Source organism: Herbaspirillum autotrophicum (assembly GCF_001189915.1).
GTDB lineage: Bacteria > Pseudomonadota > Gammaproteobacteria > Burkholderiales > Burkholderiaceae_D > Herbaspirillum > Herbaspirillum autotrophicum.
In genome coordinates, this window is the sequence record NZ_LFLS01000001.1 from 21,976 (window position 1) to 43,900 (window position 21,925).

At 58.1% G+C, this 21,925-nt stretch carries 21 protein-coding genes and 2 tRNA genes; 12 read left to right on the forward strand and 11 right to left on the reverse strand.

Annotation, left to right across the window (positions count from 1 at the left end; translation table 11 throughout):
- The first annotated feature begins 100 nt into the window (after positions 1-100).
- Together pbpC and AKL27_RS00090 are read left to right on the forward strand one after the other, a co-directional pair.
- On the forward strand, positions 101-2,296 hold the full coding sequence (gene pbpC, locus AKL27_RS00085) for a penicillin-binding protein 1C (RefSeq protein ID WP_408609744.1): 2,196 nt from the start codon (positions 101-103) through the stop codon (positions 2,294-2,296).
- A gap of 150 nt (positions 2,297-2,446) precedes the next feature.
- Entirely contained in the window at positions 2,447-2,908 is a 462-nt protein-coding gene (locus AKL27_RS00090) for a hypothetical protein (RefSeq protein WP_050460549.1), read from the forward strand.
- Between the two features lie 113 nt (positions 2,909-3,021).
- On the opposite strand, the gene AKL27_RS00095 is transcribed toward AKL27_RS00090, so the two are convergent.
- Positions 3,022-3,106: transfer RNA gene (locus AKL27_RS00095), tRNA-Leu, on the reverse strand.
- A 225-nt stretch (positions 3,107-3,331) separates the two neighbouring features.
- Here AKL27_RS00095 and AKL27_RS00100 point away from each other — a divergent pair.
- Complete coding sequence (locus AKL27_RS00100) at positions 3,332-4,405, forward strand: FUSC family protein (RefSeq protein ID WP_050460550.1); 1,074 nt, start codon at positions 3,332-3,334, stop codon at positions 4,403-4,405.
- Between the two features lie 27 nt (positions 4,406-4,432).
- Here AKL27_RS00100 and AKL27_RS00105 read toward each other — a convergent pair whose 3' ends face one another.
- Positions 4,433-4,984, reverse strand: a complete 552-nt coding sequence (locus tag AKL27_RS00105) for an NADPH-dependent FMN reductase (RefSeq protein ID WP_050460551.1) — start codon at positions 4,982-4,984, stop codon at positions 4,433-4,435.
- Between the two features lie 399 nt (positions 4,985-5,383).
- Positions 5,384-5,468, reverse strand: a tRNA-Leu gene (locus AKL27_RS00110).
- Positions 5,469-5,759: 291 nt separating this feature from the next.
- Here AKL27_RS00110 and rnr point away from each other — a divergent pair.
- From rnr to cysE, 3 genes are all read left to right on the forward strand, one after another.
- Positions 5,760-8,270 carry a ribonuclease R gene (gene rnr, locus AKL27_RS00115; protein WP_050460552.1) on the forward strand — a complete coding sequence of 837 codons (2,511 nt, stop codon included), beginning with the start codon at positions 5,760-5,762 and terminating at the stop codon, positions 8,268-8,270.
- A 6-nt stretch (positions 8,271-8,276) separates the two neighbouring features.
- Complete coding sequence (gene rlmB / locus AKL27_RS00120; protein WP_050460553.1) at positions 8,277-9,014, forward strand: 23S rRNA (guanosine(2251)-2'-O)-methyltransferase RlmB; 738 nt, start codon at positions 8,277-8,279, stop codon at positions 9,012-9,014.
- A gap of 160 nt (positions 9,015-9,174) precedes the next feature.
- Positions 9,175-9,924, forward strand: coding sequence for a serine O-acetyltransferase (cysE, locus tag AKL27_RS00125; protein ID WP_050460554.1), 750 nt, complete (start codon positions 9,175-9,177; stop codon positions 9,922-9,924).
- Positions 9,925-10,003: 79 nt separating this feature from the next.
- Here the strand turns inward: cysE and AKL27_RS00130 are convergent, their stop codons facing one another.
- Genes AKL27_RS00130 through AKL27_RS00150 form a run of 5 tightly spaced genes read right to left on the reverse strand, consistent with a single transcriptional unit; the run spans position 10,004 to position 14,394 of the window.
- The gene (locus tag AKL27_RS00130; protein WP_050460555.1) at positions 10,004-10,816 is read right to left on the reverse strand and encodes a UDP-2,3-diacylglucosamine diphosphatase; all 813 of its coding nucleotides are present in this window, start codon (positions 10,814-10,816) and stop codon (positions 10,004-10,006) included.
- Between the two features lie 7 nt (positions 10,817-10,823).
- Positions 10,824-11,312: a peptidylprolyl isomerase gene (locus AKL27_RS00135; protein ID WP_050460556.1), complete on the reverse strand. Its 489-nt coding sequence runs from the start codon at positions 11,310-11,312 to the stop codon at positions 10,824-10,826.
- A gap of 33 nt (positions 11,313-11,345) precedes the next feature.
- Positions 11,346-11,912 (reverse strand): peptidylprolyl isomerase, encoded by a 567-nt coding sequence (locus tag AKL27_RS00140; RefSeq protein WP_050460557.1) that lies wholly within the window; start codon positions 11,910-11,912, stop codon positions 11,346-11,348.
- Entirely contained in the window at positions 11,909-13,141 is a 1,233-nt protein-coding gene (locus tag AKL27_RS00145) for a L,D-transpeptidase family protein (protein WP_050460791.1), read from the reverse strand. The genes AKL27_RS00140 and AKL27_RS00145 overlap by 4 nt, the downstream gene beginning before the upstream one ends.
- A 29-nt stretch (positions 13,142-13,170) precedes the next feature.
- Complete coding sequence (locus AKL27_RS00150; protein ID WP_157056730.1) at positions 13,171-14,394, reverse strand: L,D-transpeptidase Cds6 family protein; 1,224 nt, start codon at positions 14,392-14,394, stop codon at positions 13,171-13,173.
- A gap of 269 nt (positions 14,395-14,663) precedes the next feature.
- On the opposite strand from AKL27_RS00150, the gene cysS reads away from it, so the two are divergent.
- The 4 genes from cysS to tilS all read left to right on the forward strand — a co-directional run bounded on the left by cysS (position 14,664) and on the right by tilS (position 19,236).
- Positions 14,664-16,082 (forward strand): cysteine--tRNA ligase, encoded by a 1,419-nt coding sequence (gene cysS, locus AKL27_RS00155; RefSeq protein WP_050460558.1) that lies wholly within the window; start codon positions 14,664-14,666, stop codon positions 16,080-16,082.
- 5 nt (positions 16,083-16,087) lie between these two features.
- Positions 16,088-16,741, forward strand: a complete 654-nt coding sequence (locus AKL27_RS00160) for a DNA-3-methyladenine glycosylase family protein (protein ID WP_050460559.1) — start codon at positions 16,088-16,090, stop codon at positions 16,739-16,741.
- A gap of 90 nt (positions 16,742-16,831) precedes the next feature.
- The gene (locus tag AKL27_RS00165) at positions 16,832-17,812 is read left to right on the forward strand and encodes an acetyl-CoA carboxylase carboxyltransferase subunit alpha (protein ID WP_050460560.1); all 981 of its coding nucleotides are present in this window, start codon (positions 16,832-16,834) and stop codon (positions 17,810-17,812) included.
- Positions 17,809-19,236: a tRNA lysidine(34) synthetase TilS gene (tilS, locus tag AKL27_RS00170; RefSeq protein ID WP_408609745.1), complete on the forward strand. Its 1,428-nt coding sequence runs from the start codon at positions 17,809-17,811 to the stop codon at positions 19,234-19,236. Before AKL27_RS00165 ends, tilS begins: the two co-directional genes overlap by 4 nt.
- Before the next feature lie 99 nt (positions 19,237-19,335).
- On the opposite strand, the gene AKL27_RS00175 is transcribed toward tilS, so the two are convergent.
- From AKL27_RS00175 to AKL27_RS00185, 3 genes are all read right to left on the reverse strand, one after another.
- Positions 19,336-19,590: a hypothetical protein gene (locus AKL27_RS00175; protein ID WP_050460561.1), complete on the reverse strand. Its 255-nt coding sequence runs from the start codon at positions 19,588-19,590 to the stop codon at positions 19,336-19,338.
- An 83-nt stretch (positions 19,591-19,673) separates the two neighbouring features.
- Positions 19,674-19,928: a hypothetical protein gene (locus tag AKL27_RS00180; protein ID WP_050460562.1), complete on the reverse strand. Its 255-nt coding sequence runs from the start codon at positions 19,926-19,928 to the stop codon at positions 19,674-19,676.
- A gap of 89 nt (positions 19,929-20,017) precedes the next feature.
- Positions 20,018-20,290, reverse strand: coding sequence for a hypothetical protein (locus tag AKL27_RS00185; RefSeq protein ID WP_050460563.1), 273 nt, complete (start codon positions 20,288-20,290; stop codon positions 20,018-20,020).
- Between the two features lie 345 nt (positions 20,291-20,635).
- Between AKL27_RS00185 and AKL27_RS00190 the strand changes: the two genes are divergently transcribed.
- Both AKL27_RS00190 and AKL27_RS00195 read left to right on the forward strand, forming a co-directional pair.
- Positions 20,636-21,271 (forward strand): LysE family transporter, encoded by a 636-nt coding sequence (locus AKL27_RS00190; protein WP_050460564.1) that lies wholly within the window; start codon positions 20,636-20,638, stop codon positions 21,269-21,271.
- Between the two features lie 158 nt (positions 21,272-21,429).
- Positions 21,430-21,888, forward strand: a complete 459-nt coding sequence (locus AKL27_RS00195; RefSeq protein ID WP_050460565.1) for a GNAT family N-acetyltransferase — start codon at positions 21,430-21,432, stop codon at positions 21,886-21,888.
- Positions 21,889-21,925: the final 37 nt, after the last annotated feature.

The following is a 21,925-nucleotide window of genomic DNA, read 5'->3' on the forward strand; positions in this document are numbered from 1 at the left end:
GCGGCCCGGTCTGATCGTCAGGTCGGGCCGCGTTGTCTGGATGACGAAATGCAGCAGTACAGATCATCAGTGAACCATCAATGAATTACCAATGAACCACATGCAGTTATCCAAAGCAGTACTCTCAGCGCTGTTGGCGCTGAGCTTGTTGTGGGCCGCACCGGCCAAAGCGGTACCGAGTTTTACCGAAGTGCAGCAAAATTTCCGTTCGTCCGAAGCCAGCCTGTATGACCGGCATGGCGTACTGATCCAGCAGATGCGCCTGAATCCGAATGAGCGGCGCCTGTCGTGGATCAGTCTGGAAGATATTTCACCCGCCTTGCGCAATGCCTTGATTGCTTCCGAAGACCGGCGCTTTTATCTGCACGGCGGCGTCGATTGGAATGCCGTGGCGGCGTCGGCCTGGGGCAATTTGTGGAATACCAGAACGCGCGGCGCCTCGACCTTGACGATGCAACTGGCGGGCTTGATCCACGATGACTTGCGGCGCAAATCGTCGGCGCGTTCACTCAGTCAGAAAATCTCGCAGGCCTTTGTAGCTCAGGCGCTGGAGCGTAACTGGCGCAAGGATCAGATTCTCGAAGCCTATCTGAATCTGGTTAGCTTTCGCGGCGAACTGGTCGGCGTGCATGCGTTGTCGCGCGTCATGTTCGGCAAACATCCGAGCGGTTTGAATCAGGGCGAGGCAGCAATTGCAGTAGCCTTGATTCGCGCGCCCAACGCCAAGCCGGCCAAGGTCAGCGAACGCGCTTGCGCGATTCTCAAGGATCAAAAAGCGCCGCAGGAATGCAATGGTTTGCAGGGCCGCACCGAACTGGCGCTGGCGCGCGCTTCGTCCAAGGCCGAGTTGTCTGGCGCGGTGGCTGACGGTGCGCCGCAACTGGCGCCGCATCTGGCGCGCAAATTATTGAAGCAAGCCGGGCAACCGGTGCGCTCGACATTGGATGCCGCGACCCAGCGCTTCGTCAACGATGCCTTGCGCCGGCAATTGTCAGCCTTGGCCGATCGCAATATTGAAGATGGCGCGGTAGTGGTACTCGATAACGCCAGCGGCGATGTGCTGGCCTGGGTTGGTTCCAGCGGCTCCTTGTCGGCGGCGGCACAGGTGGATGGCGTGGTCGCCTTGCGTCAGGCCGGTTCCACGCTCAAGCCGTTCCTCTATGAACTGGCGATTGAAAAGAAATGGCTGACGGCTGCCTCGCTGCTCGATGATTCGCCGGTCAATCTGGCGACCTCGGCCGGTTTGTATATTCCGCAAAACTACGACAAGCAATTCAAGGGGTTGGTCAGCTTGCGTACCGCACTCGGTTCTTCGCTCAATATTCCGGCGGTGCGGACCTTGGTGATGGTATCGCCGGAACGCTTCTTTCAGCGCCTGCAAAACCTCGGTTTCAATTTGCGCGAGCGCGGTGATTATTACGGCTACAGTCTGGCGCTGGGTAGCGCCGACGTCAGTTTGCTGGCGCTGACCAATGCTTACCGGGCACTGGCCAATCAAGGCAGTTTCAATGGCGTGCGCACCAGCAGCACCGATGCGCGGGTACCGGCACGACAAATCATGGATGGCGCCAGCAGTTTCATTGTCAGCGACATACTGGCCGACCGCAGCGCCCGCGCGCGCACCTTCGGTCTGGAAAGTGCCTTGTCGACGCGCATCTGGAGCGGGGTCAAGACGGGTACTTCAAAAGACATGCGCGATAACTGGTGCGTCGGCTTTTCGGATCGCTATACGGTCGGGGTCTGGGTCGGCAATGCGTCGGGCGAACCGATGTGGGACGTTTCCGGCGTCACCGGCGCGGCGCCGGTCTGGCAAGAGGTGATGCAATATCTGCATGCGCAGCAGCCGGCCCATGCACCGCTGAAACCCTCCAATGTGAGCGCGCAGCCGATTACCTATCAAGGCAATCTGGAAGCGCCGCGCACTGAATTCTTTTTGCCGGGTACCGAGCAACAGGTCATCAGTGTTGCCCACACCAATGACATCGTGCCGCAAATCACCTATCCGACGCCGGGCATGCTGGTGGCGATTGATCCCGATATTCCGCCCAACCGGCAGCGCATGCACTTCGCGGCACAAGGCGTGCGCGATGGCGTCTGGGTTCTCGATGGCAAGCCTTTGCCGGTGGTGAAGGGCAAGAAAGCGGCCGCCGATCTCGGTTATGACTGGATGCCGTGGCCGGGCCGACATTTGCTGGTATTGCAGGATCGCAAGGGCAAGGTGCTGGATCAGTTGCGCTTTGAAGTGCGCGGGGCGGTGTCCAAACCACCGGCTGCGGCGCGCAAGGAAAAGAAATGAGACGGCATGTTGAACACGGGAAATGTTTTATTGGCAATTCGTGGCGACTTGCCGACACTGAAGCCAGCCGGGTTTGACATGGGCATCACATTTTCCGGCGCAGGACTATAATCGGCGGACGTACCATTCAGTACTTTCGGGGCGATCAGCATGGCACTTACCGGCATTTCACAAGCAACCGACCCGAGCGCGGGTTACTTGCCCTATGTGCCGCCCGCTACCAACGTCAGTCAGGCTGACGCCGGCACCGTCAGCGATGCGGTCGATCTGGCCGGCATGGCCAGCATTGTTTCCGGTTTCGGTAGCCGCAATACCGGCGGCGGCACTTATAACGCCGTCGGTTTGCTCAATGCGATAGAGAAGGCCGGGCAGCCATCCTCGGCGACGCCAACGATTCCAGCCGTCGGTCAGGATTCACTCGATGCCGCGGTAGTCGGCAGCTTGTCGGATTCGTCGACGGCATCTGGCATTTATACCCCCACCGGCGAGTTTCAAAACCTGTCGTCGTCGACCACCCAAAATTATCAGGCATTACTCAATGCGAATCCGGACCTGGCATCGGTATTCGGCAGCGACTCGCTCGACAGCGGCATCATCAATACCTTTGCCTGAACCAGCAGCGGGCAGGCGGGGGCGATTCCCCGGTTCCTCCAACACGCAGACAACAAAAAACCCGTTTAAACGTAAAGTTCAAACGGGTTGATGTTTGCTGCCATTTCTAATGCTGGTGCCCACGGAGGGACTCGAACCCCCACACCTTGCGGCACATGGACCTGAACCATGCGCGTCTACCAATTCCGCCACGTGGGCCTGAAAGGATGCAGAGCAATTGCACTGCACTTCCGACGGGCTGAATAATACTTCTATTGCGAACAGCGGTCAATGAAAGATTCTGTCTGTCATCAAAATGTTTGTGACCGGTTCGCGGCCGTCATGGATGCGGTTACCATGCCGTGAGAGAAGTGCGGTAACAGTTAACTAAAACAAACGCATTCTGCATCTCCAACTTCACACCAATATTTTGGTTTTAATGCGATGGCAAACGATCCTGAATCTTTTTCGCCGTTTTCCTGGCGTCATTGGCTGCGCAGCATTTTCCAGTTGTCGGCCAGTCCGTGGCGCTGGATGGTCGGTCTCGAAGTGGGCATCGCGTCGCTGTTGTTGCTGAGTCTGTTTACGCTCAGTGGCTATCAGCCGCTCGGTTTGATTGCCACGCTCGGATCGTTCACCGGTTTGTATGGCGGCGCCTTGCGCCGGATTGATCGCATGCGCCTGTTGCCGCTGGTCGGCCTCGGTTTCATCGTGGCCTCGGCGGTTGGGGTTTTGTGTGCCGGCAGTATCTGGGCCACGGTCGCTTGTCTGATCGTGATGACGGCGCTGGCGTGCGCGGTAGCGCTGGGCTGGGGCCTGGGGCCGCCGGGGGCGATGCAGTTCGTGCTGGTGGCAGGCATCAGCGGTCATATGGTGGCGGCCTTGCGCAGCGAGGGCGGGCCGCCGGTATTCTGGATTCCATTGCTGGTCGCGGCCGGTGCACTCTGTTCTTATCTGGTGGCGATGGCGCCGCTGCTGTTGCCGGCGGTGCGCGCCAAAGGCGTCAGCGGCAATACGCTGCGCCAATTGTTTCCGCAATGGCGGTTCAGTCCGGAAACGCGCATCATTTTCCGGCGCGTGATGGTCTCGGTGACGCTGGCCAGCGCCATCAGTTTGCCGTTGGGCATTGACCGCATTTATTGGGTTGTGGTGGTGGCCGGCGTGGTGCTGCAAGTCAGTCATGCGGCGCGCGTGTCGATTGTGCGGGCGGCCAATCGGGTGCTGGGAACCGCGCTGGGGTTTCTGGTGTTCGGTCTGATCTTGTGGCTGCAACCGGGCGCCATGTGGCTGGTGCTGGTGGTGGCCTTATTGCAGGCGGCGGTGGAAGTGGTGGTGGCGCGCAATTATGCGCTGGGTCTGATCTTCATCACGCCGGTGGCATTGACGATTGTATCGGCGGCGCATCAGGTAGAGCCGGCGTTGATCATGCGTGATCGTTTTCTCGATACGCTGCTGGGAGCGGTGATTGCGATTGCGGTATTGCTGGCAGATAAATGGCTGGAAAGCCGGCGCCGCTGAAGTCGCGGCGCCGGTGACGGCGGAAAATCAGCCGGCGTGTTTCTTGACCCAGGCGACATAGCGGTCCATCCAGCCTTGCAGGAATTTCTGGCTGTCCGGACCGATGTTGCCGGCGGCGTCGAACAAGCCATCCTTGACGTGAATGAAGGCTTCCGGTTGTGCCAATGTCGGCACATCGAGGTAATTCAGCACATTGTGCAAATGCTGCTGCGCCAGTGCGGTGCCGATGGCGCCGACCGAGGCACCGAGCACACCGGCCGGCTTGCCTGACCAGGCGTTCTGGCCGTAGGGGCGGGAAGCGTGGTCGATGGCGTTTTTCAAGACGCCGGGGAAAGAGCGGTTGTATTCGGGGGTGACAAACAGCAAGCCTTGTGCCGCCGTGATGTCAGCTTTCAGGCGTTTGACGGCAGCGGCCTGGTTGCTGTCGTCATCCTGGTTATACAGCGGCAGGTCGCCGATTTCCAGTTGCTTGAAAGTGAATTCCGCTGGTCCGAGGCGGGCAATGGCGGTGGCCAGTTTGCGATTGAATGAGTCTTTGCGAAGGCTGCCGACGATGACGGCGATTTGATAACTGCTCATGTTGATTCCTTATGAGAGTAAACACTGCGGAGGGGGATGGCGCGGATCAATTCTACTGTATCTGCCAGATGCATACATGGCATGGCGCTCTGCGCATCATGGCAAATGTTGCCGCAGTACGGCCGCGCAGTAAAGGCGAAGCAGTAACGGGAAGAACGGTACAAAGGAAAACAGTGCAGGGAAAATGCTGAGGTGCTGCCGGGGAGGGGGAAGCGAAGATGGTCAGTTCAGTGCATCCTCCGGTCAGTACTGGCATAACAACATGCCGACTGCTTGGTAGTTCCGGAAGTGCCTTGAATGATTGAAGCGTTGCAAACAAGACATCAACAACGCAATCCGGATGATTTCGGATCAAGCATCGATTGTTGCGATCATTTGCAAATTTCTCGCGTAGATTGCTGGTGCCCACGGAGGGACTCGAACCCCCACACCTCGCGGCACATGGACCTGAACCATGCGCGTCTACCAATTCCGCCACGTGGGCAATAACGCGAAAGACCGAGATTATAGCCCAATCCAAAGGGAAGTCAATCAATTCTGCGATTCGCTGCGTATTTATTTTCAGCGTGCTGCATCGCAGCTATTCAGTCTGCCGGTGACCGGTCGCCAGTTAGGTAAATAGCAGCAACCTCCGTTACACTAGGGCCTGTTGCCTTGTCTTCGTCGTTTGTCGCCCTGGTGGCGCGAGGTCGATTCAAAGGCAATAGCGGGAATAGAGTCCCGGGGCCGCATGTTCCGGCGATACTGATGAACAATCACTTACCCAATTACACTTTTGAGCCAATTTCCATACTCGATTCCAAGCCGCGAAGAAATTCTCGGTCTCCTGCGCACCTCATCCGGACCGCAAAACGCGTTGACACTGGCTGCCTCTCTCGGCGTCAAGCCTGAAGAAATGGATGGCCTGACGCGTCGTCTGAATGCAATGGAGCGCGATGGTCAGATCAAGCCGGATCGCGGCGGCAATTATCAGTTGACGCATTCCCCCAGTTTTATCGAAGGCCGCATCAGCAGCCACCGCGACGGTTACGGCTTCTTGCTGACCGAAGACGGCAGCGGCGACATCTTCCTGCCGGAAAAGGAAATGCAGAAAGTGTTGCACGGCGACCGGGTGCAGGCGCGCATCATCGGCACCGACCGTCGCGGCCGTCCGGAAGGCACGATTGTCGAAGTCATCTCACGTGCCAATACCCATGTGATCGGCCGTTTGCTCAATGAAAACGGCGTCTGGGTAGTGGCCCCCGAAGACAAGCGCATCGGTCAGGATATCTTGCTGGCGGGACCGCCGGGCAAGGCCAAGACCGGTCAGGTGGTGAGTGTGCAACTGACCGAACAGCCATCCCGTTACACCCAGCCGGTGGGCAAGATCGTCGAGATTCTCGGCGACATCGACGACCCCGGCATGGAAATCGAAATTGCCGTGCGCAAATACGGCGTGCCGCATGAATTCTCGGAAGCCGCCAAGAAGCTGGCCGCCAAGTTGCCGGGCGAAGTACGTGCCGCCGATCTCAATGAACGCGTTGATTTGCGTGACGTGCCGCTGGTCACCATCGATGGTGAAGATGCGCGTGACTTCGATGATGCCGTCTATTGCGAACCGGTCAAGATCGGCCGTACCAACGCCTACCGCCTGATCGTGGCGATTGCCGACGTCAGCCATTACGTCAAGCCGAACGATGCACTCGATGTCGATGCGCTGGAACGCAGCACTTCGGTGTATTTCCCGCGCCGCGTGATTCCGATGCTGCCGGAAAAATTGTCGAACGGCTTGTGTTCGCTGAACCCGGATGTGGATCGCCTGACGCTGGTGTGCGATGCCGTGATTACCGCCAAGGGCGAAATCAAGGCCTACCAGTTCTATCCGGCAGTGATTCACTCGGCCGCGCGTCTGACCTATACCGAAGTGGCCGCGATCCTGACCAACACCAAGGGGCCGGAAGCCGCCAAGCGCATTGCGCTGGTGCCGCATCTGCTGCACCTGAATGAAGTCTACAAGGCGCTGCTGCAAGCGCGTCACGCGCGCGGTGCGATTGACTTCGAAACCACCGAAACCTATATCGTCTGCAACGCCGCCGGCAAGATTGAAAAAATCCTGCCGCGCACCCGCAATGACGCACACAAGGTCATCGAAGAATGCATGTTGGCGGCCAACGTGTGCGCCGCCGATCTGTTGCAGCGTAACAAGCATCCCGGTCTGTACCGGGTGCATGCCGGACCGACCAAGGAAAAGCTGACGCAACTGCGTACCTTCCTCAAGCAGATCGGCCTGCATCTGGGCGGCGGCGATACGCCAAGCGCTTCCGATTACGCCGAGCTGATGCCAAAGATCAAGCCGCGGCCGGATGCCTTGCTGATCCAGACCATGCTGCTGCGCTCCATGCAGCAGGCAGTCTACGCCCCGGAAAACATCGGTCACTTCGGTTTGTCGTATGAATCGTATGCCCACTTCACCAGCCCCATCCGGCGCTACCCCGATCTGCTGACGCATCGCGCCATCAAGGCGATTCTGCAAGGCAAGCGTTACGAGCCCAAGGGCATCGAAATGGGCGGCCTCAACACCATGATTTCACCGGCGGCGCGCAAGATGCAGGCGCAAGCCAAGGCCGATGACAAAGCCAATGGCCGTACCACCAAGAAAGCCGACAGCGGTGTCGCCATCTGGGAAGCGCTCGGGATTCACTGTTCCGCCAACGAACGGCGTGCCGACGAGGCGTCGCGGGATGTTGAAGCATGGCTCAAGTGTTATTTCATCCGCGACAAGCTCGGCGAAGAATTCACCGGCACCATTTCCGGTGTCGCCACCTTTGGTATTTTTGTGCAACTGGATGCCTTGTATATCGAAGGCATGGTGCATGTGACCGAACTCGGCGCCGATTACTTCCAGTACGACGAAGCGCGGCATGAATTGCGCGGCGAGCGTACCGGCATCCGTTATCAGCTGACGGACCGGGTGACGGTTCAGGTCAGCCGCGTCGACCTCGATGCGCGCAAGATCGATTTGCGTCTGGTGACCGAGCCGGGTATCCATACCTTGCTCAAGAATGAAGCGCGTCGTGCTGACAATGCACAGCAGGCGCGTAACGGCGCAGGCAAAGCCAAGCCCGGCGCTGCCGGTGCCGGCAAAGCAGGCGCCAGGGCGGCACCGGCCGCCGCCAGCAAGACTGGCAAAACCGGCAAGGCTGTCAAGCCGACCCACGCTGCGCGCACCAATTCGGGCGCCAAGCCTGAGCTGGAAAAGAAGCGGGCAGCAAAAGGATTTTCCAGACCCAGCAAGAAGAAACGTTAAGAGAACATGAAAAGTAAAATGATTTTTGGCTTCCACGCCGTCACCTCCCGTTTGCGTCACGAGGCGTCGTCGGTGGAAGAAATTTACGTCGATGCAGAGCGTCATGACCGCCGCATGCTGGACTTGATCCATGCTGCCAAGGCGGCCAATGTGCGCATCATCCAGGCCGATGATCAGCGCCTGTCGAATATCGTCGGCACCCGTCGTCATCAAGGCGTCGTGGCCAAAGCCGGCGAAATTTCGCTGGCCCGCAATCTGGATGAATTGCTGGATGCAGTCGATGGTCCGCCATTGTTGCTGATTCTGGATGGCATTACCGATCCGCATAATCTGGGTGCCTGCCTGCGCGTGGCCGATGGTGCCGGTGCGCATGCCGTGATTGCGCCGAAAGACCGTGCCGTCGGCCTCAATGCCACGGCGGCCAAGGTCGCCAGCGGTGCTGCTGAAACCGTGCCTTACATCACCGTGACCAATCTGGCGCGCACCATGCGCGACCTGAAAGAACGCGGCGTGTGGCTGATCGGTACCACCGATGATGCCGACAAAGATCTGTATGAAGGTGATTTCTCCGGCCCGACCGCACTGGTCATGGGTTCCGAAGGCGAGGGCATGCGCCGTCTGACGCGTGAAACCTGCGATGTGCTGGTCAGCATTCCGATGTTCGGTTCAGTCGAAAGTCTCAATGTTTCCGTGGCTTCCGGGGTTTGTCTGTACGAAGCCCGCCGCCAGCGTCTCCCCAAGTAACGATAAATACCTGCGATCAGCGGGCAGAATCAAGGTCCTGAAGCGACCTTCGGCGACTTTTGATTCTGTGCGGCAAGACGTTTTGCAAATGTTGCGACATTCTGCAGGACGCGCCGTAACCGTTTAAGATTGCACTTCTCCGCTTTTACGCCAGATTGTTATGTTCAGCAGAATTCGTGAAGACATTTCCAGCATCATTGACCGCGATCCCGCGGCGCGCAATGCATGGGAAGTCCTGACTTGTTATCCCGGCCTGCATGCCGTCGTCCTGCATCGGGTAGCACAATGGTGCTGGCTCAGTGGCTGGAAATGGCTGGGGCGTTTCATTTCGCAACTGGCGCGCTGGTTTACCGGGATTGAAATTCATCCGGGCGCCACCATTGGCCGGCGCGTGTTCATCGATCACGGTTTTGGCGTGGTGATCGGTGAAACCGCAGAAGTCGGCGATGATTGCACCATCTATCAGGGCGTAACACTCGGCGGCACGTCGCTCAACAAGGGCGCCAAGCGGCATCCGACGCTGGGCCGTGGCGTGATCATCGGCGCCGGCGCGCAAGTGCTGGGCGGGTTTACGGTCGGCGATGGCGCCAAGATCGGTTCCAATGCAGTGGTCGTCAAGGAAGTGCCGCCGGGTGCCACGGCAGTCGGCAATCCGGCACGCGTGGTACTGAAGTCGCCGCAGGATTCGCGCGAGCAGGCAGCGGCGCGCCTGTTTGCTGCTTACGGCGTGACTCCCAATGGCGACGATCCGTTGTCCAAGGCCTTGCATGGCTTGATCGATCAGGCGGCAGCGCAGGAGCATCAGATGGAAGTGATTCTGGCGGCGCTGAAGTCGGCCGGCATTGGTTGCCAGCGTCTGACCGAGCAGGATAAATTCAACCCGGAACAATTGAACAAACTGGTGGAATAGGGCGCAGCATGACCACGCCGGACGTAAAAAAATCGGTCGCCCGTAATGAGGCGACCGATTTTTTTTGTGCCGCATAGTGCTATTCGGCGACTGGCGGCAGTTCGTTGCCGTCGCCGTCGAAACGATGCAAGACGCCGTCGCCGGTGATGCTCATCCAGCCGCCGCGCACCGGTGCCACGTCATATTCCCAGTCAGGCAAGACATAGCGCAGGCGGCGGTCATCGCCGCTGCCGCAGATGTGGCAGGCTGGCCGGTGGGTGTGGCCGTGAATCAGGATGCGCGAACCGGTTTGCTCGAACAGTGCAGTGATGGCATCGGGGTTGACATCCATGATGTCGTAGTCCTTGCTCTTGTTGGCTTCCTGGCTGTTCTTGCGTACCCCTTCGATAATCGCCTTGCGCTGTGCCAGCGGCATCGCCAGAAATTGCTGTTGCCACGCCGCTTGCCGCACCTGGGCGCGAAACGCCATGTAGGCCACGTCGTCGGTGCATTGCGCATCGCCGTGGGCCAGCGTCAGCTGGCGTCCGGCAATCGTCACTACTTGCGGATCGTCGAGGAATTGCAAGCCGGCGGCCGCTGCAAATTCCTGGGCCACCAGAAAGTCGCGGTTGCCGCTGATCCAGAACAGCGCCACGCCGCTGTCGCTCAACTGCCGCAGCGCGGCCACGATGTCATGGTTGTACGGCGTGACCAGATCATCGTCGCCCGCCCAGTATTCGAAGATGTCGCCCAGCAGATACAACTGCGACGCATGGCGTGCCTGCGCTTGCAGAAAGTCATGAAACGCTTGCGTGGTCAGCGGCAGTTCGGCGCGCAGATGCAGGTCGGAAATAAAAAAAGCAACCGTGCCAGGCAGCGGTTGCGTTTTTTGGATTGATGTCGCTGTGGTCATCCGGGAATCAGATTACTTCAGCCTTTTCGATGATCACATCTTCCACCGGCACATCGGCAAACATGCCGGAGCGGGTGGTTTTGACGGCCTTGATCTTGTCGACCACGTCTTTGCCTTCGGTCACGGTGCCAAACACACAGTAACCCCAGCCATCCTGGCCCGGATAGTCAAGGAAGCTGTTGTTCTTGACGTTGATGAAGAATTGCGCCGACGCCGAGTGTGGCGCCGAAGTGCGGGCCATGGCCAGCGTGTACGGCTCATTCTTGAGGCCGTTCTTGGCTTCGTTTTCGACTGGCTCGTTGGTGGCCTTTTGTTTCATGCCTGGCTCGAAGCCGCCGCCCTGCACCATGAAACCGTCGATCACGCGATGGAAGATGGTGCCGGTGTAGTGACCCGAATTGACGTAGGCCAGGAAGTTTTCGACTGTCTTCGGTGCTTTTTCAGCTTCGAGTTCGACAGTGAACGTACCGTGATTGGTGGTGAAGAGGACAGCCATGAGAATCCTTTGTTGGATGTTGAAGAAATATTGTTACTTGACCAGTGTCGCCGATTCGATCACCACCGGTGTGACCGGCACGTCGCCGCGCCCGGTCCTGACCTGCCTGATCTTGTCTACCACTTCAGTGCCTTTGACCACCTTGCCGAATACGGCATAACCCCAGCCATCCTGGCTTGGGTAGTCGAGCGGGGTGTTATTGGCGACATTGATGAAGAACTGGGCCGTGGCCGAATGCGGATCGGAGGTGCGGGCCATGGCGACAGTATAAACCGCGTTTTTCAAACCGTTCCTGGCTTCATTCCTGATCGGCGGCGAAGTCGGCTTTTCGCGCATGTTCTTGTCCATGCCGCCGCCCTGAATCATGAAGCCGTCGATGATGCGATGGAAGATGGTGCCGTTGTACTGGCCACTCTTGACGTAGCGCAAGAAATTGTCAACCGTCAGCGGGGCCTTTTCGGGATTCAGTTCGAGCTCGATGTCGCCCATGCTGGTTTTCAGCAAGACGTGCGGCGCATCGGCGGCGCTGGCCAGCATGGCGCTGGCGGAGAATGTGAGTGCTACGATGCCTTGCATCAATGTACGGCGAGAAATCATCAGGCGTTACCTTCGTAAATAATTTTCCATTGCGAGCCTTCCTTGACCCAGTACTGGCGTTTGCGGACGGTGTTCTTGGCCTTGCCGATCGAGGCTTCCTGCACGAATGTGCTGACGATCATGTCTTCGCGTCCCGGATAGCGGAACAGGCTGACGTCGCGCAGTTTGACATTCGACAGGCGGGCGCCGTTCAGACTTTTTTGCTGGCGCTGATACCAGGTGCTCAGGCTTTCGCCGAGACTGGAGCGGAAGCTGGCCGAATAATTGGTCAGCAGCTTGTCGGCGTCGGGGCTTTCCATATCCTGCTGCCAGCGGTCCAGCAACTTGCCGGCGGAATTGCGTTCCTGATCCCATTCGGCGCGTTTGATGAATTGCACGTTGTCGCTGATGACCACCACTGTCTTGCCGACTTCGGCGGTGGCGTACAGGCTTTGCAGATCCGGGTTGGCCAGTACCACGCAGCCGTCAGACGACAACGGCGGGCGGCTGAAATTGTCGGACGGCGTGCCGTGCAGCCAGATGCCGGAGCCGCTGCGGCCGTTGCGCTTGTCCCATTCGTTGGGATAATTGATCGGCAGCGCGCCGGTGCCATAGAAATCGGGCAGCTTGGGGCCGGGAATGCGGGCGTTGACGTAATACACGCCGAGCGGTGTGCGCTGGTCGCCTTCCTTGGCCTTGTTGACGCCGTAACGACCCTGCGACACATAGTAGTCGGTCATGAACTTGAGCTGACCACCCTGATTTTCATAGACATACAGGCGTGAGCGGGTGGTGTCGACCACCAGCACATTCTTCTGGTCTTCCGCCATTTGCAAGACCGGGCGCGGGATCATGGCCGGATCCGGGCGTTCCTGCAAAGACTTCAGGCGCACCATGGCTTCAGCGCGCAAATCTTTGAGCTTGTCAGTGTGTCCGTCCGGAATCGCGCCGAAGTTGCGTACCGGACGCGCATGCATCAGCAACAGATCGCCACGCACCAGATGGCCGAGGCGGAAATTCGGATAAGCGGCCACCAGGGCGTCGGCCTTGGCTTGTGCCTGTTGCAGGCGGTTGCTGCCGAGATCCTTGTAGACCTCGATCAGCAAGGCTTCCGGATCAGGCTTGTGACTCTGGATCGATTGTTGCGGCAGCGCCGACGACGAGGCGGCAGCGCTCAGTGGCAAGCCGCTCAGGCTCGCCAGCAGCAGCGCACCGAGCAATGCCGGCGCATGCCGTGCAAACGGCGTCGCCATGGTTGTCGTGAAAGTTGCTTTGCGAATCATTACCCTCCCGAGCGCTCCTGTTTGATCTGCCACTTGCTGCCTTGCTTGTTGAGGATCAGCGTCTTGCGGCTGTTGACGGTGAGGCGATTCGAATTATATATCTGACGGAAGCGGACAGTCGCAGTATTGCCCTTGATGCTGACTTGCGGGCTGTCGACCTTGACGCTGATATGACCCTTTTCCTCGATCCGGGCGCGGCGTTCGTCCGCCCAATCCTTGCGCGACTCGCCCTTGGGTGTCTGGAAGTCGCTGGCGTAATGACCCAGGTAGTTCTTGACGTCCATGTCGCTCCAGGCTTTGGCCCAGTTGTTGACCACTGCCAGCACGGCAGTCTTGTCCTGCTCGGCTTCGGACCTGGATGGCTTGTCGCTGCCCTTGGCCGGTTTTTCAGGTGCTTTGTCGGCAGGCTTTTCGGCCGGTTTCTCCGCCGGCTTCTCGGCGGGCTTTTCAACCGGCTTGGTTTTTTCCGGCTTCCTGACTGGCTCCGGCGGCGGTGCGACTGGTTCCGGCTTCGGCGCAGGCACCGGGTCCGGTTTGCGTTCCGGGACCGGGGCAGGTGCCGGCGCGGGTGTCGGTGCCGGTGGTGTCACGATGACGGGTGGCGTGGCCGGTTTGACCGGCGTGGCACTGGCCAGCTTCGGTATGGTGCCGCCGGTCAGATTGCCGCCCAGTGTTTTCACCAGTGTCAGTTTGGGCGGCGGTACGCTGTTGCCGGCATTGCCGCTATCAATCTGCAACGCCTTGTCATAGGCCTGGCTGGCCAGCCTGGCGTAGACGTCACCGAGATTTTCGAGCGCCGTGGCGTAAGTCGGATTGGTGCGCATCGCCATGTCCAGCGTGGTGCGCGCCTTGTCGTACTGACCGTTGGCAGCGTACAGTACTGCCAGATTGTTATACGGCTCCGGCAGATCGGGGAAGTCTTCGGTCAGTTTGCTGAAGATCGCAATTGCTTCGGCTGACTTGTTCTGTTCTGCTAAGATCAGGCCTTTGGTGAAACGCATCTGGGCATCGCGCGGATGTTTGGCCAGTACGGCGTCGGTTTTGGACAGGGCAGCGGCATATTGTCCGGAACGCATCAGTTTATTGATGTCGGCAGCTTCGCCGGCGATGGCGGGAGGAATACACAACAGGCCCAACAGGCCGGATAAAATAACGGTCTTGCTCAACATGCCACGCAAAACAACGCGGGAGGTGTATTGAGATGCAAGGAGCATGGTTTTCATCAATGCTATACTCGGGCGAAAAGACGCATTTTATCAAAGAAGGACCATAAAAAGGGTTTTGACGATCGTGTTGCATTCATGTCTGCATTCCTGTCGGTGTCGATGTCTGCGTTCATGTTCACGCCCATGTCGTATACCGTAAAAAAACAAGCAGTATCGCTGCGAGCCTGATCGCTGCTGAAGCATGAGGTTGCATCCCGGAAGCGGGGGCAGATTGTTGACGTAACGCCCGCAACCGCGCATCGCCGTAAACGCATATTTTCCCATTCATGAGCACTCTGAAAATCTACAACACGCTGGCGCGTGATAAGCAGGTCTTTTCCCCAATTGAAGCGGGCAAGGTTCGCATGTATGTATGCGGCATGACCGTCTACGACTATTGCCATCTCGGGCACGCCCGCGTGATGGTGGTGTTTGATGTAGTGCAACGCTGGCTGCGCAGTTCCGGTTATGCCGTCACGTATGTGCGCAACATTACCGACATCGAAGACAAGATCATCCGGCGCGCGCAGGAAAACAATGAAAGCATCGCGCAGCTGACGCAACGTTTCATCGATGCGATGGATGAAGATGCTGCCGCCCTCGGTGTGCAAAAGCCCGATCTGGAACCGCGCGCGACTGCTTACGTCCCGCAGATGCTGGACCTGATCAGGAAGCTCGAAAACAATGGCCTGGCGTATCAGGGCACCGATGGCGACGTCAATTACTCGGTGCGCGATTTTCCCGGTTACGGCAAATTGTCCGGCAAGTCGCTCGACGATTTGCGCGCCGGCGAACGGGTTGATGTCAGCAGCGGCAAACGCGATCCGCTCGACTTTGTCCTGTGGAAAGCGGCCAAGGCCAGCGAGCCGGTGGAAGTCAAATGGGATTCGCCATGGGGCCAGGGGCGGCCGGGGTGGCATATCGAATGCTCGGCCATGTCAGGTGACCTGCTCGGTGAACACTTCGACATTCACGGTGGTGGTCAGGATTTGCAATTCCCGCATCACGAGAATGAAATCGCGCAGTCGGAAGGCGCGCACCGGCATCCTTTCGTCAACTACTGGATGCACAATGGATTTGTGCGGGTGGATAACGAAAAGATGTCGAAGTCGCTGGGGAATTTCTTCACGATTCGCGATGTGTTGAAAAAATACGATCCGGAAGTGGTGCGGTTTTTCATTTTGCGGGCGCATTACCGCAGTCCGCTGAATTACTCCGATGCCCATCTGGATGATGCCCGTCTGGCGCTGGCGCGCTTGTATACCGCGCTCAAGGACGTGCAGCTTGCTAGTGTTGCGGTGCCGGATGTAAATAACGCTTACGGCTTGCGTTTTGCCGAAGCAATGAACGATGATTTCAACACGCCGGTGGCGATTGCGGTATTGTTCGAGCTGGCCAATGAAGTCAATCGCAGCAAATCCCCGGAACTGGCAGCACAGTTGCAGGCACTGGCCGGCGTGATCGGCCTGTTGCAGCGGCCGCCCGAAGATTTTCTGAAGGGCCGCACAGCCGCGGCTGGCAGTGATGCCGACAGCGCAGCAGAGACCTGTACGGAAGCAGGAATAGAAGCAAAGATTGCCGCGCGCAGCGCTGCAAAAAAAGCAAGGAATTTTGCCGAAGCGGATGGCATACGAGCTGAACTGGCCGCAGCCGGAATCGTGCTCGAAGACAAGCCGAATGGGCTAACCGAGTGGCGTAGAGGCTGAGGACGATGATAATAAAAAGTATTGCCGAGGAAGATACGGTAGTGACCGTGCCCGGTTATTGGGAAGAGGCGAAGGCCGAGCTGATGAAGCGCGACCGCATCATGCGCAAGCTGATTCCGCAGTTTGGCGATTTGCAACTGACGGGCCGGGGTGATGCGTTCACCACGCTGGCGCGTTCGATCATCGGCCAGCAGATTTCTTCCAAGTCGGCGCAGGTCATGTGGCAACGTTTCCTGGAAGCATGCCCCAAATGCACGCCGCTGCAGGTGATCAAGGCCGGCAATGAAAGTCTGGCGGCCTGCGGGTTGTCCAAGCGCAAGTCGGAGTACATCCTCGACCTGGCCAATCATTTCAAGGCAAAAACCGTCCATCCTGACAAATGGACCGAGATGGCCGACGAAGACGTGATTGCCGAAATGCTGCAAATTCGCGGCATCGGACGCTGGACAGCCGAGATGTTTTTGATATTTAATCTGCTGCGCCCGAATATTCTGCCGCTCGACGACCCCGGGTTGCTCAAGGGCATCAGTGACAGTTATTTCTCCGGAGAACCGGTCTCGCGCAGCGATGCCCGCGAAGTTTCTGCCAACTGGGAGCCGTGGCGCACGGTTGCCACCTGGTACATGTGGCGCAGCCTGGACGCCGAAACGGTCAATTAATTTACACCCCGGGCACTTGCCGACATGCAGTCGGATGCGGCGCGGCTGCTATACTGCCGAATGGCTGGTGCTTTTGTAAAAAGGAACACGATGAGTAAATCGACAACGACATTTCTGGGCTTTGAACAAGCCATTGCCGAGCTGGATGCAAAAATCGAAGAATTGCGATTTGTGCAAGATGACTCGGCAGTCGACATCTCGGAAGAGATCGAGCGGCTGGTCAAGAAAAGTCAGCAACTGACCAAAGATATCTATGCCAAGCTGACGCCATGGCAAGTGTCGCAGATTGCACGTCATCCGCAACGTCCTTATACGATGGACTACGTCAACGAAATCTTTACCGATTTCCACGAATTGCACGGTGACCGCAGTTACGCCGATGACCTTTCTATCGTCGGTGGTCTGGCCCGTTTCAACGGTCAGGCTTGCATGGTGATCGGTCATCAAAAGGGGCGCGACACCAAGGAACGCGCCTTGCGCAATTTCGGCATGCCGAAACCGGAAGGCTATCGCAAGGCGATGCGCCTGATGAAGGTGGCCGAGAAATTCAATTTGCCGATCTTTACCTTTGTTGATACCCCGGGTGCATTCCCCGGCATCGACGCCGAAGAGCGCGGACAATCGGAAGCCATCGGTCACAACCTGTATGTCATGGCCGAACTGAAAGTGCCGCTGATCGCGACCATCATCGGCGAAGGCGGCTCCGGCGGCGCGCTGGCGATTGCCGTCGGCGACTCGGTACTGATGCTGCAATATGCAACGTATTCGGTGATTTCGCCCGAAGGTTGCGCATCGATTCTGTGGAAGACTGCCGATCGCGCTTCCGATGCGGCTGAAGCGCTGGGTCTGACGGCACATCGTCTGAAGGCCATGGGCCTGATCGACAAGATCGTCAATGAACCACTGGGCGGCGCCCATCGTGATCCGAAGCAAATGGCATCGATGCTTAAGCGTGCACTGGCCGATACGCTGCGTCAGTTCCAGGGCGTCAAGACCAAGGACCTGATGGCGGCACGCCATGAAAAACTCATGAGCTATGGCAAGTTCAAGGAACTCAATTCTTCTGAATGAGCAATCTCACTGGCGCCGGTTCGCCGGCCCGGCATAGCGTGCATCAGCTCGACGAATTATTTGTACAGGCAATGACGCGCTTGCAAGGCGCTGCATTGCCTGTTGTCGTTGCGGCCGATGTGACACCGGCATCGATGGCGGTCGCCTACAGCGGCGGCCTCGATTCTTCGGTGCTGCTGCATCTGGCGCATGCCTGGGCGCAACGCCACGGCATCACGCTGCATGCCTTTCACGTACACCATGGATTGAGTCCGAATGCCGATGCCTGGTTGGCCCATTGCCGTCAGGTCAGCAGCGCATTGGCTGTCTCTTTCGATGTCCGGCATATCGATCTGAACGCGCGTGACAATGTTGAAGAAGCGGCGCGCATCGGTCGTTATGCAGCACTCGGCGAGATGTGTCGCCAGCATGGTGCGACCACGCTGCTGACTGCGCACCATCAGGACGATCAGGCCGAAACCGTGTTGCTGCAATTGTTGCGCGGCTCCGGGGTGGCCGGTATGTCAGGCATGGATCAGGCCAATACTGCACCCGCTCTGCTCGGCGATCCGACGCTGGTGATTGCCCGGCCCTTGCTGGCCGCTTCCCGTGAAGAACTGGAAGCCTGCATCGCCGAACGTCAGATTGCCCATATCGAAGACGAATCCAATCACGATCCGCGTTATGCGCGCAACGCCTTGCGACTGCAAGTGATGCCGGTATTGGCGCAATGTTTTCCCGGTTATCAGGAACGCTTTTCGCGTGCCGCCCGCCATGCGCAATCGGCGCAACGCTTGTTGATCACACTGGCGCAACAAGATCTGGCGGCGTGTCTGCAAGGCGAGTATCTGAGCTTGCCGGTATTGCGGCAACTGGATCCGGACCGGATTGATAATTTGTTGCGCTACTGGTTTGGCACGCGCCACTTGCGGATGCCATCAGCGGCGTGGTTGCTGGAATTGCGTACGCAATTGCTGGAAGCGAAAGAAGACGCGCAATTGTGCGTGACCCATCCGGCCTGTCATATCCGGCGGTATCGTGAACGCGTATTTCTGACGCCCAGAAGGGCGCCGCCCGATGACGATCTGGGACCGCAGCCATTTGTCTGGGACGGCGCTGCCAGCATGCACTTTCCGGCATTCGGCGGCACCCTGTATGTGGAGCCGGCCAGCACCGGCGTCAGCCGTGAGTGGTTGCGTCAGCAAATCCTGACTATCGTGCCGCGCAGCGGCGGCGAAAAATTGCGGCTGGCGGTCAATCGTCCTGCCAAGAGTTTGAAATATCATTTTCAGGCAGGCGATGTCCCGGCCTGGGAGCGTCCTTATTTGCCTATCGTGTTCGTCGGTGAACAGCTACTGTATGCCGCCGGCATCGGCATGGATTGCCATGCCAGTGACAGTGGCGAGGGGCGTGTCATATTGCGCTGGCAAGCCGATCTGCAATAGCGCTGTCACTGTTTTCATTTTCGTTGCACGCAAAAAAACTGCCGCTCAGATTATCTGTGCGGCAGTTTTTTTTGATCGCGCTCAGTGCTGGCTGGTGTATTACTTGGCTGCTGGTGCTGGTGTTGCGGCAGGTGCTGCCGGTTTTGCTTCGGCAGTCTTGTCAGCCTTTTTCACGGTGCTGTGCTTGGCGGTCTTGTGCTTGGCAGCGTGTTTGGTGCCGGTCTTGGCTGCATCAGCCTTGGCCGCGGCAGGTGCCGGCGTTGCTGCGGGTGCAGCGGCAGTGCCGGTTTGGGCGAACACTGGCAGCGCCAAAGCGGACAACAAAGCGATTGCGACGACGGATTTCGAGTTCATGGTAATTCCTTTAAAGAGTGGGGCACCGTGATGGTGTTTTGCCGCAGGCTTGATTCAAGCCTGCTGGCGTATGACGGAACGGATTACTTGCTTGCTGCTGGTGTTGCGGCCGGGGTGGCAGCTGGTTTTTCTGCAGCGGCCTTGTCCGTCTTTTTCATGGCGCTTTGCTTGAGTGTCTTGTGCTTGGCGGCATGCTTGGTGTCGGTCTTGGCAGCGTCAGCCTTGGCAGCGGCCGGCGCCGGAGTTGCCGCAGGTGCGGCAGCAGCACCGGTTTGAGCGAATACTGGCAGAGCCAACGCGGACAACAGAGCGATTGCGACGACGGATTTCGAGTTCATGGTATTTCCTTTGCAAGGTTGATTCATTCTACTGCTGTGGCGACGCCGGCTTCAATGCGGCGTCGCGCGATCTGGTGTGGCTGCGCTGCTTACTTGGCTGCTGGTGCCGGTGTTATGGCAGGGGTAGTGGCAGCAGGTTTTTCTGCGGCCGACTTGCCAGCTTTTTTCGCAGTGCCGTGCTTGGCAGTCTTGTGCTTGGCAACGTGTTTGGTGGCGGGCTTGGCGGCATCGCTCTTGGCTGCGGCGGGTGCTGCTGCAGGTGTTGCCGGAGCAGTCGAAGCTGCAGGAGTGCCGGTTTGGGCGAATACTGGCAGGGCCAAAGCGGACAACAGAGCGAGTGCAACGATCGATTTCGATTTCATGATGTTTCCTTAAAAGAGATGTTCACCTTGGCGGTGTGTCTCGGCGCTGGCTTGAGTGCTGCGCCTTACTACCATTAACGACGCTGCCGGCAATGCGACGACACGGAAGTGTTTCAAAACCTGACAGAGTTGTAAGCAAATATATTCGGCGCGGAAACATGTCAACGCGCACCATGCGCGAGGGTGACCGATGCGATCAGCAAGCACCTGATCCATGCATGGCATCGCGCAGGTTCAAGCTGCGGATACTGATCTGTAAAGCGGTCGCCGGTGACGCACAGCATCGGTGTGCGATTAAATTTATAATGCTGCTTTCCTGTTTACCAAATACGCAGAAAGTGGTTCATGGCATTTGAAACCTGGTTGGCTTTTTTTCTTGCAGCATGTCTGATTGCGATTTCTCCCGGTTCGGGCGCAGTACTGTCGATGAGTCACGGACTCAGTTACGGCGTGCGGCGCACCAGTGCCACGATTCTCGGACTGGAAATTGCACTGGTGGTGATTCTGGTGATTGCCGGCGCCGGCGTCGGCTCACTGCTGGTGGCGTCGGAAGCGGCATTCAACACCATCAAGGTATTGGGCGCGGGCTATCTGATTTATCTCGGTTGGTCGCAGTGGCGGGCGCCGGTGCACATTGATGCGCAGCGCAGTACCGCACTGGTGGCGCAAACCTCGTGGTGGCGTCGTTGCATGACCGGCTTTCTGACCAATGCCACCAATCCCAAAGGCATTGTGTTCATGGTCGCGGTGCTGCCGCAGTTCATCAATCATGAGCAGCCGCTGTGGCTGCAACTGTTGCTGATGGCGATCACCATGGTGGTGGTCGATCTGGTGGTGATGCATGGCTATGCCTTTGCTGCCAGCCGCATGCAGCGTTTTTTCCGCGATGCGCGTGCCGTGAAGATGCAGAACCGGTTTTTCGGCGGCGTCCTGATGCTGGTCGGTGCCGGTCTGTTCTTTTTCAAGCGCAGCCAGCCGTGACCGAACCCGATTGACCGGTTGCGGCGGACGATCCGATGCAAGTGGCCTGCCGGCCCGGCATCAATTGGTTGGTTCTGCATCACCCTGGCGATCTACCATGGCATGGATTTGAGAATGAAGAATTCTCAAATCCATTTTAACTTTTGGAAGAGAAACAGATGAACGCTGATCAACGCGCTGTGGCCGTGCGGGCCATTGAGGAAAATGATTATGAACAATGGTTGCAGCTGTGGCTGGCTTATCAGGATTTTTATCAGGTCACACTGAGCGAACAGATTACGCACGCAAGCTTCAAGCGTTTTCTGGATCCGGATGAACCGGTATTTTCTGCGGTTGCGGTGCAAGATGGCCAATTGTCCGGTTTGGTAAATTCGGTTATTCATCGCTCGACATGGTCGATAGCGGATAGTTGTTATCTGGAAGATTTGTATGTGGCTCCGGACATCCGTGGCGCCGGCACAGGAAGAGCGCTGATTGCATGGGTGCGGGAATTTGCCCGGCAACGTCAGTGCGCGCGACTGTACTGGCACACCCATGCGACCAATCAACGGGCCCAGGCACTCTACGACCGGGTTGCCCAGCGTTCGGGTTTTATCGAATATCGCATGGATTTGTAATGCACCTGAGCCGGATGAATCGCGGGCGTGCAAGTGC

Coding starts and splice junctions, on each gene's coding strand:
- pbpC (WP_408609744.1), top strand. CDS start 101: ATGCAGTTATCCAAAGCAGTACTCTCAGCGCTGTTGGCGCTGAGCTTG.
- AKL27_RS00090 (WP_050460549.1), top strand. CDS start 2,447: ATGGCACTTACCGGCATTTCACAAGCAACCGACCCGAGCGCGGGTTAC.
- AKL27_RS00100 (WP_050460550.1), top strand. CDS start 3,332: ATGGCAAACGATCCTGAATCTTTTTCGCCGTTTTCCTGGCGTCATTGG.
- AKL27_RS00105 (WP_050460551.1), bottom strand. CDS start 4,984: ATGAGCAGTTATCAAATCGCCGTCATCGTCGGCAGCCTTCGCAAAGAC.
- rlmB (WP_050460553.1), top strand. CDS start 8,277: ATGAAAAGTAAAATGATTTTTGGCTTCCACGCCGTCACCTCCCGTTTG.
- cysE (WP_050460554.1), top strand. CDS start 9,175: ATGTTCAGCAGAATTCGTGAAGACATTTCCAGCATCATTGACCGCGAT.
- AKL27_RS00130 (WP_050460555.1), bottom strand. CDS start 10,816: ATGACCACAGCGACATCAATCCAAAAAACGCAACCGCTGCCTGGCACG.
- AKL27_RS00135 (WP_050460556.1), bottom strand. CDS start 11,312: ATGGCTGTCCTCTTCACCACCAATCACGGTACGTTCACTGTCGAACTC.
- AKL27_RS00145 (WP_050460791.1), bottom strand. CDS start 13,141: ATGGCGACGCCGTTTGCACGGCATGCGCCGGCATTGCTCGGTGCGCTG.
- AKL27_RS00150 (WP_157056730.1), bottom strand. CDS start 14,394: ATGAAAACCATGCTCCTTGCATCTCAATACACCTCCCGCGTTGTTTTG.
- cysS (WP_050460558.1), top strand. CDS start 14,664: ATGAGCACTCTGAAAATCTACAACACGCTGGCGCGTGATAAGCAGGTC.
- AKL27_RS00160 (WP_050460559.1), top strand. CDS start 16,088: ATGATAATAAAAAGTATTGCCGAGGAAGATACGGTAGTGACCGTGCCC.
- AKL27_RS00165 (WP_050460560.1), top strand. CDS start 16,832: ATGAGTAAATCGACAACGACATTTCTGGGCTTTGAACAAGCCATTGCC.
- tilS (WP_408609745.1), top strand. CDS start 17,809: ATGAGCAATCTCACTGGCGCCGGTTCGCCGGCCCGGCATAGCGTGCAT.
- AKL27_RS00175 (WP_050460561.1), bottom strand. CDS start 19,590: ATGAACTCGAAATCCGTCGTCGCAATCGCTTTGTTGTCCGCTTTGGCG.
- AKL27_RS00180 (WP_050460562.1), bottom strand. CDS start 19,928: ATGAACTCGAAATCCGTCGTCGCAATCGCTCTGTTGTCCGCGTTGGCT.
- AKL27_RS00185 (WP_050460563.1), bottom strand. CDS start 20,290: ATGAAATCGAAATCGATCGTTGCACTCGCTCTGTTGTCCGCTTTGGCC.
- AKL27_RS00190 (WP_050460564.1), top strand. CDS start 20,636: ATGGCATTTGAAACCTGGTTGGCTTTTTTTCTTGCAGCATGTCTGATT.
- AKL27_RS00195 (WP_050460565.1), top strand. CDS start 21,430: ATGAACGCTGATCAACGCGCTGTGGCCGTGCGGGCCATTGAGGAAAAT.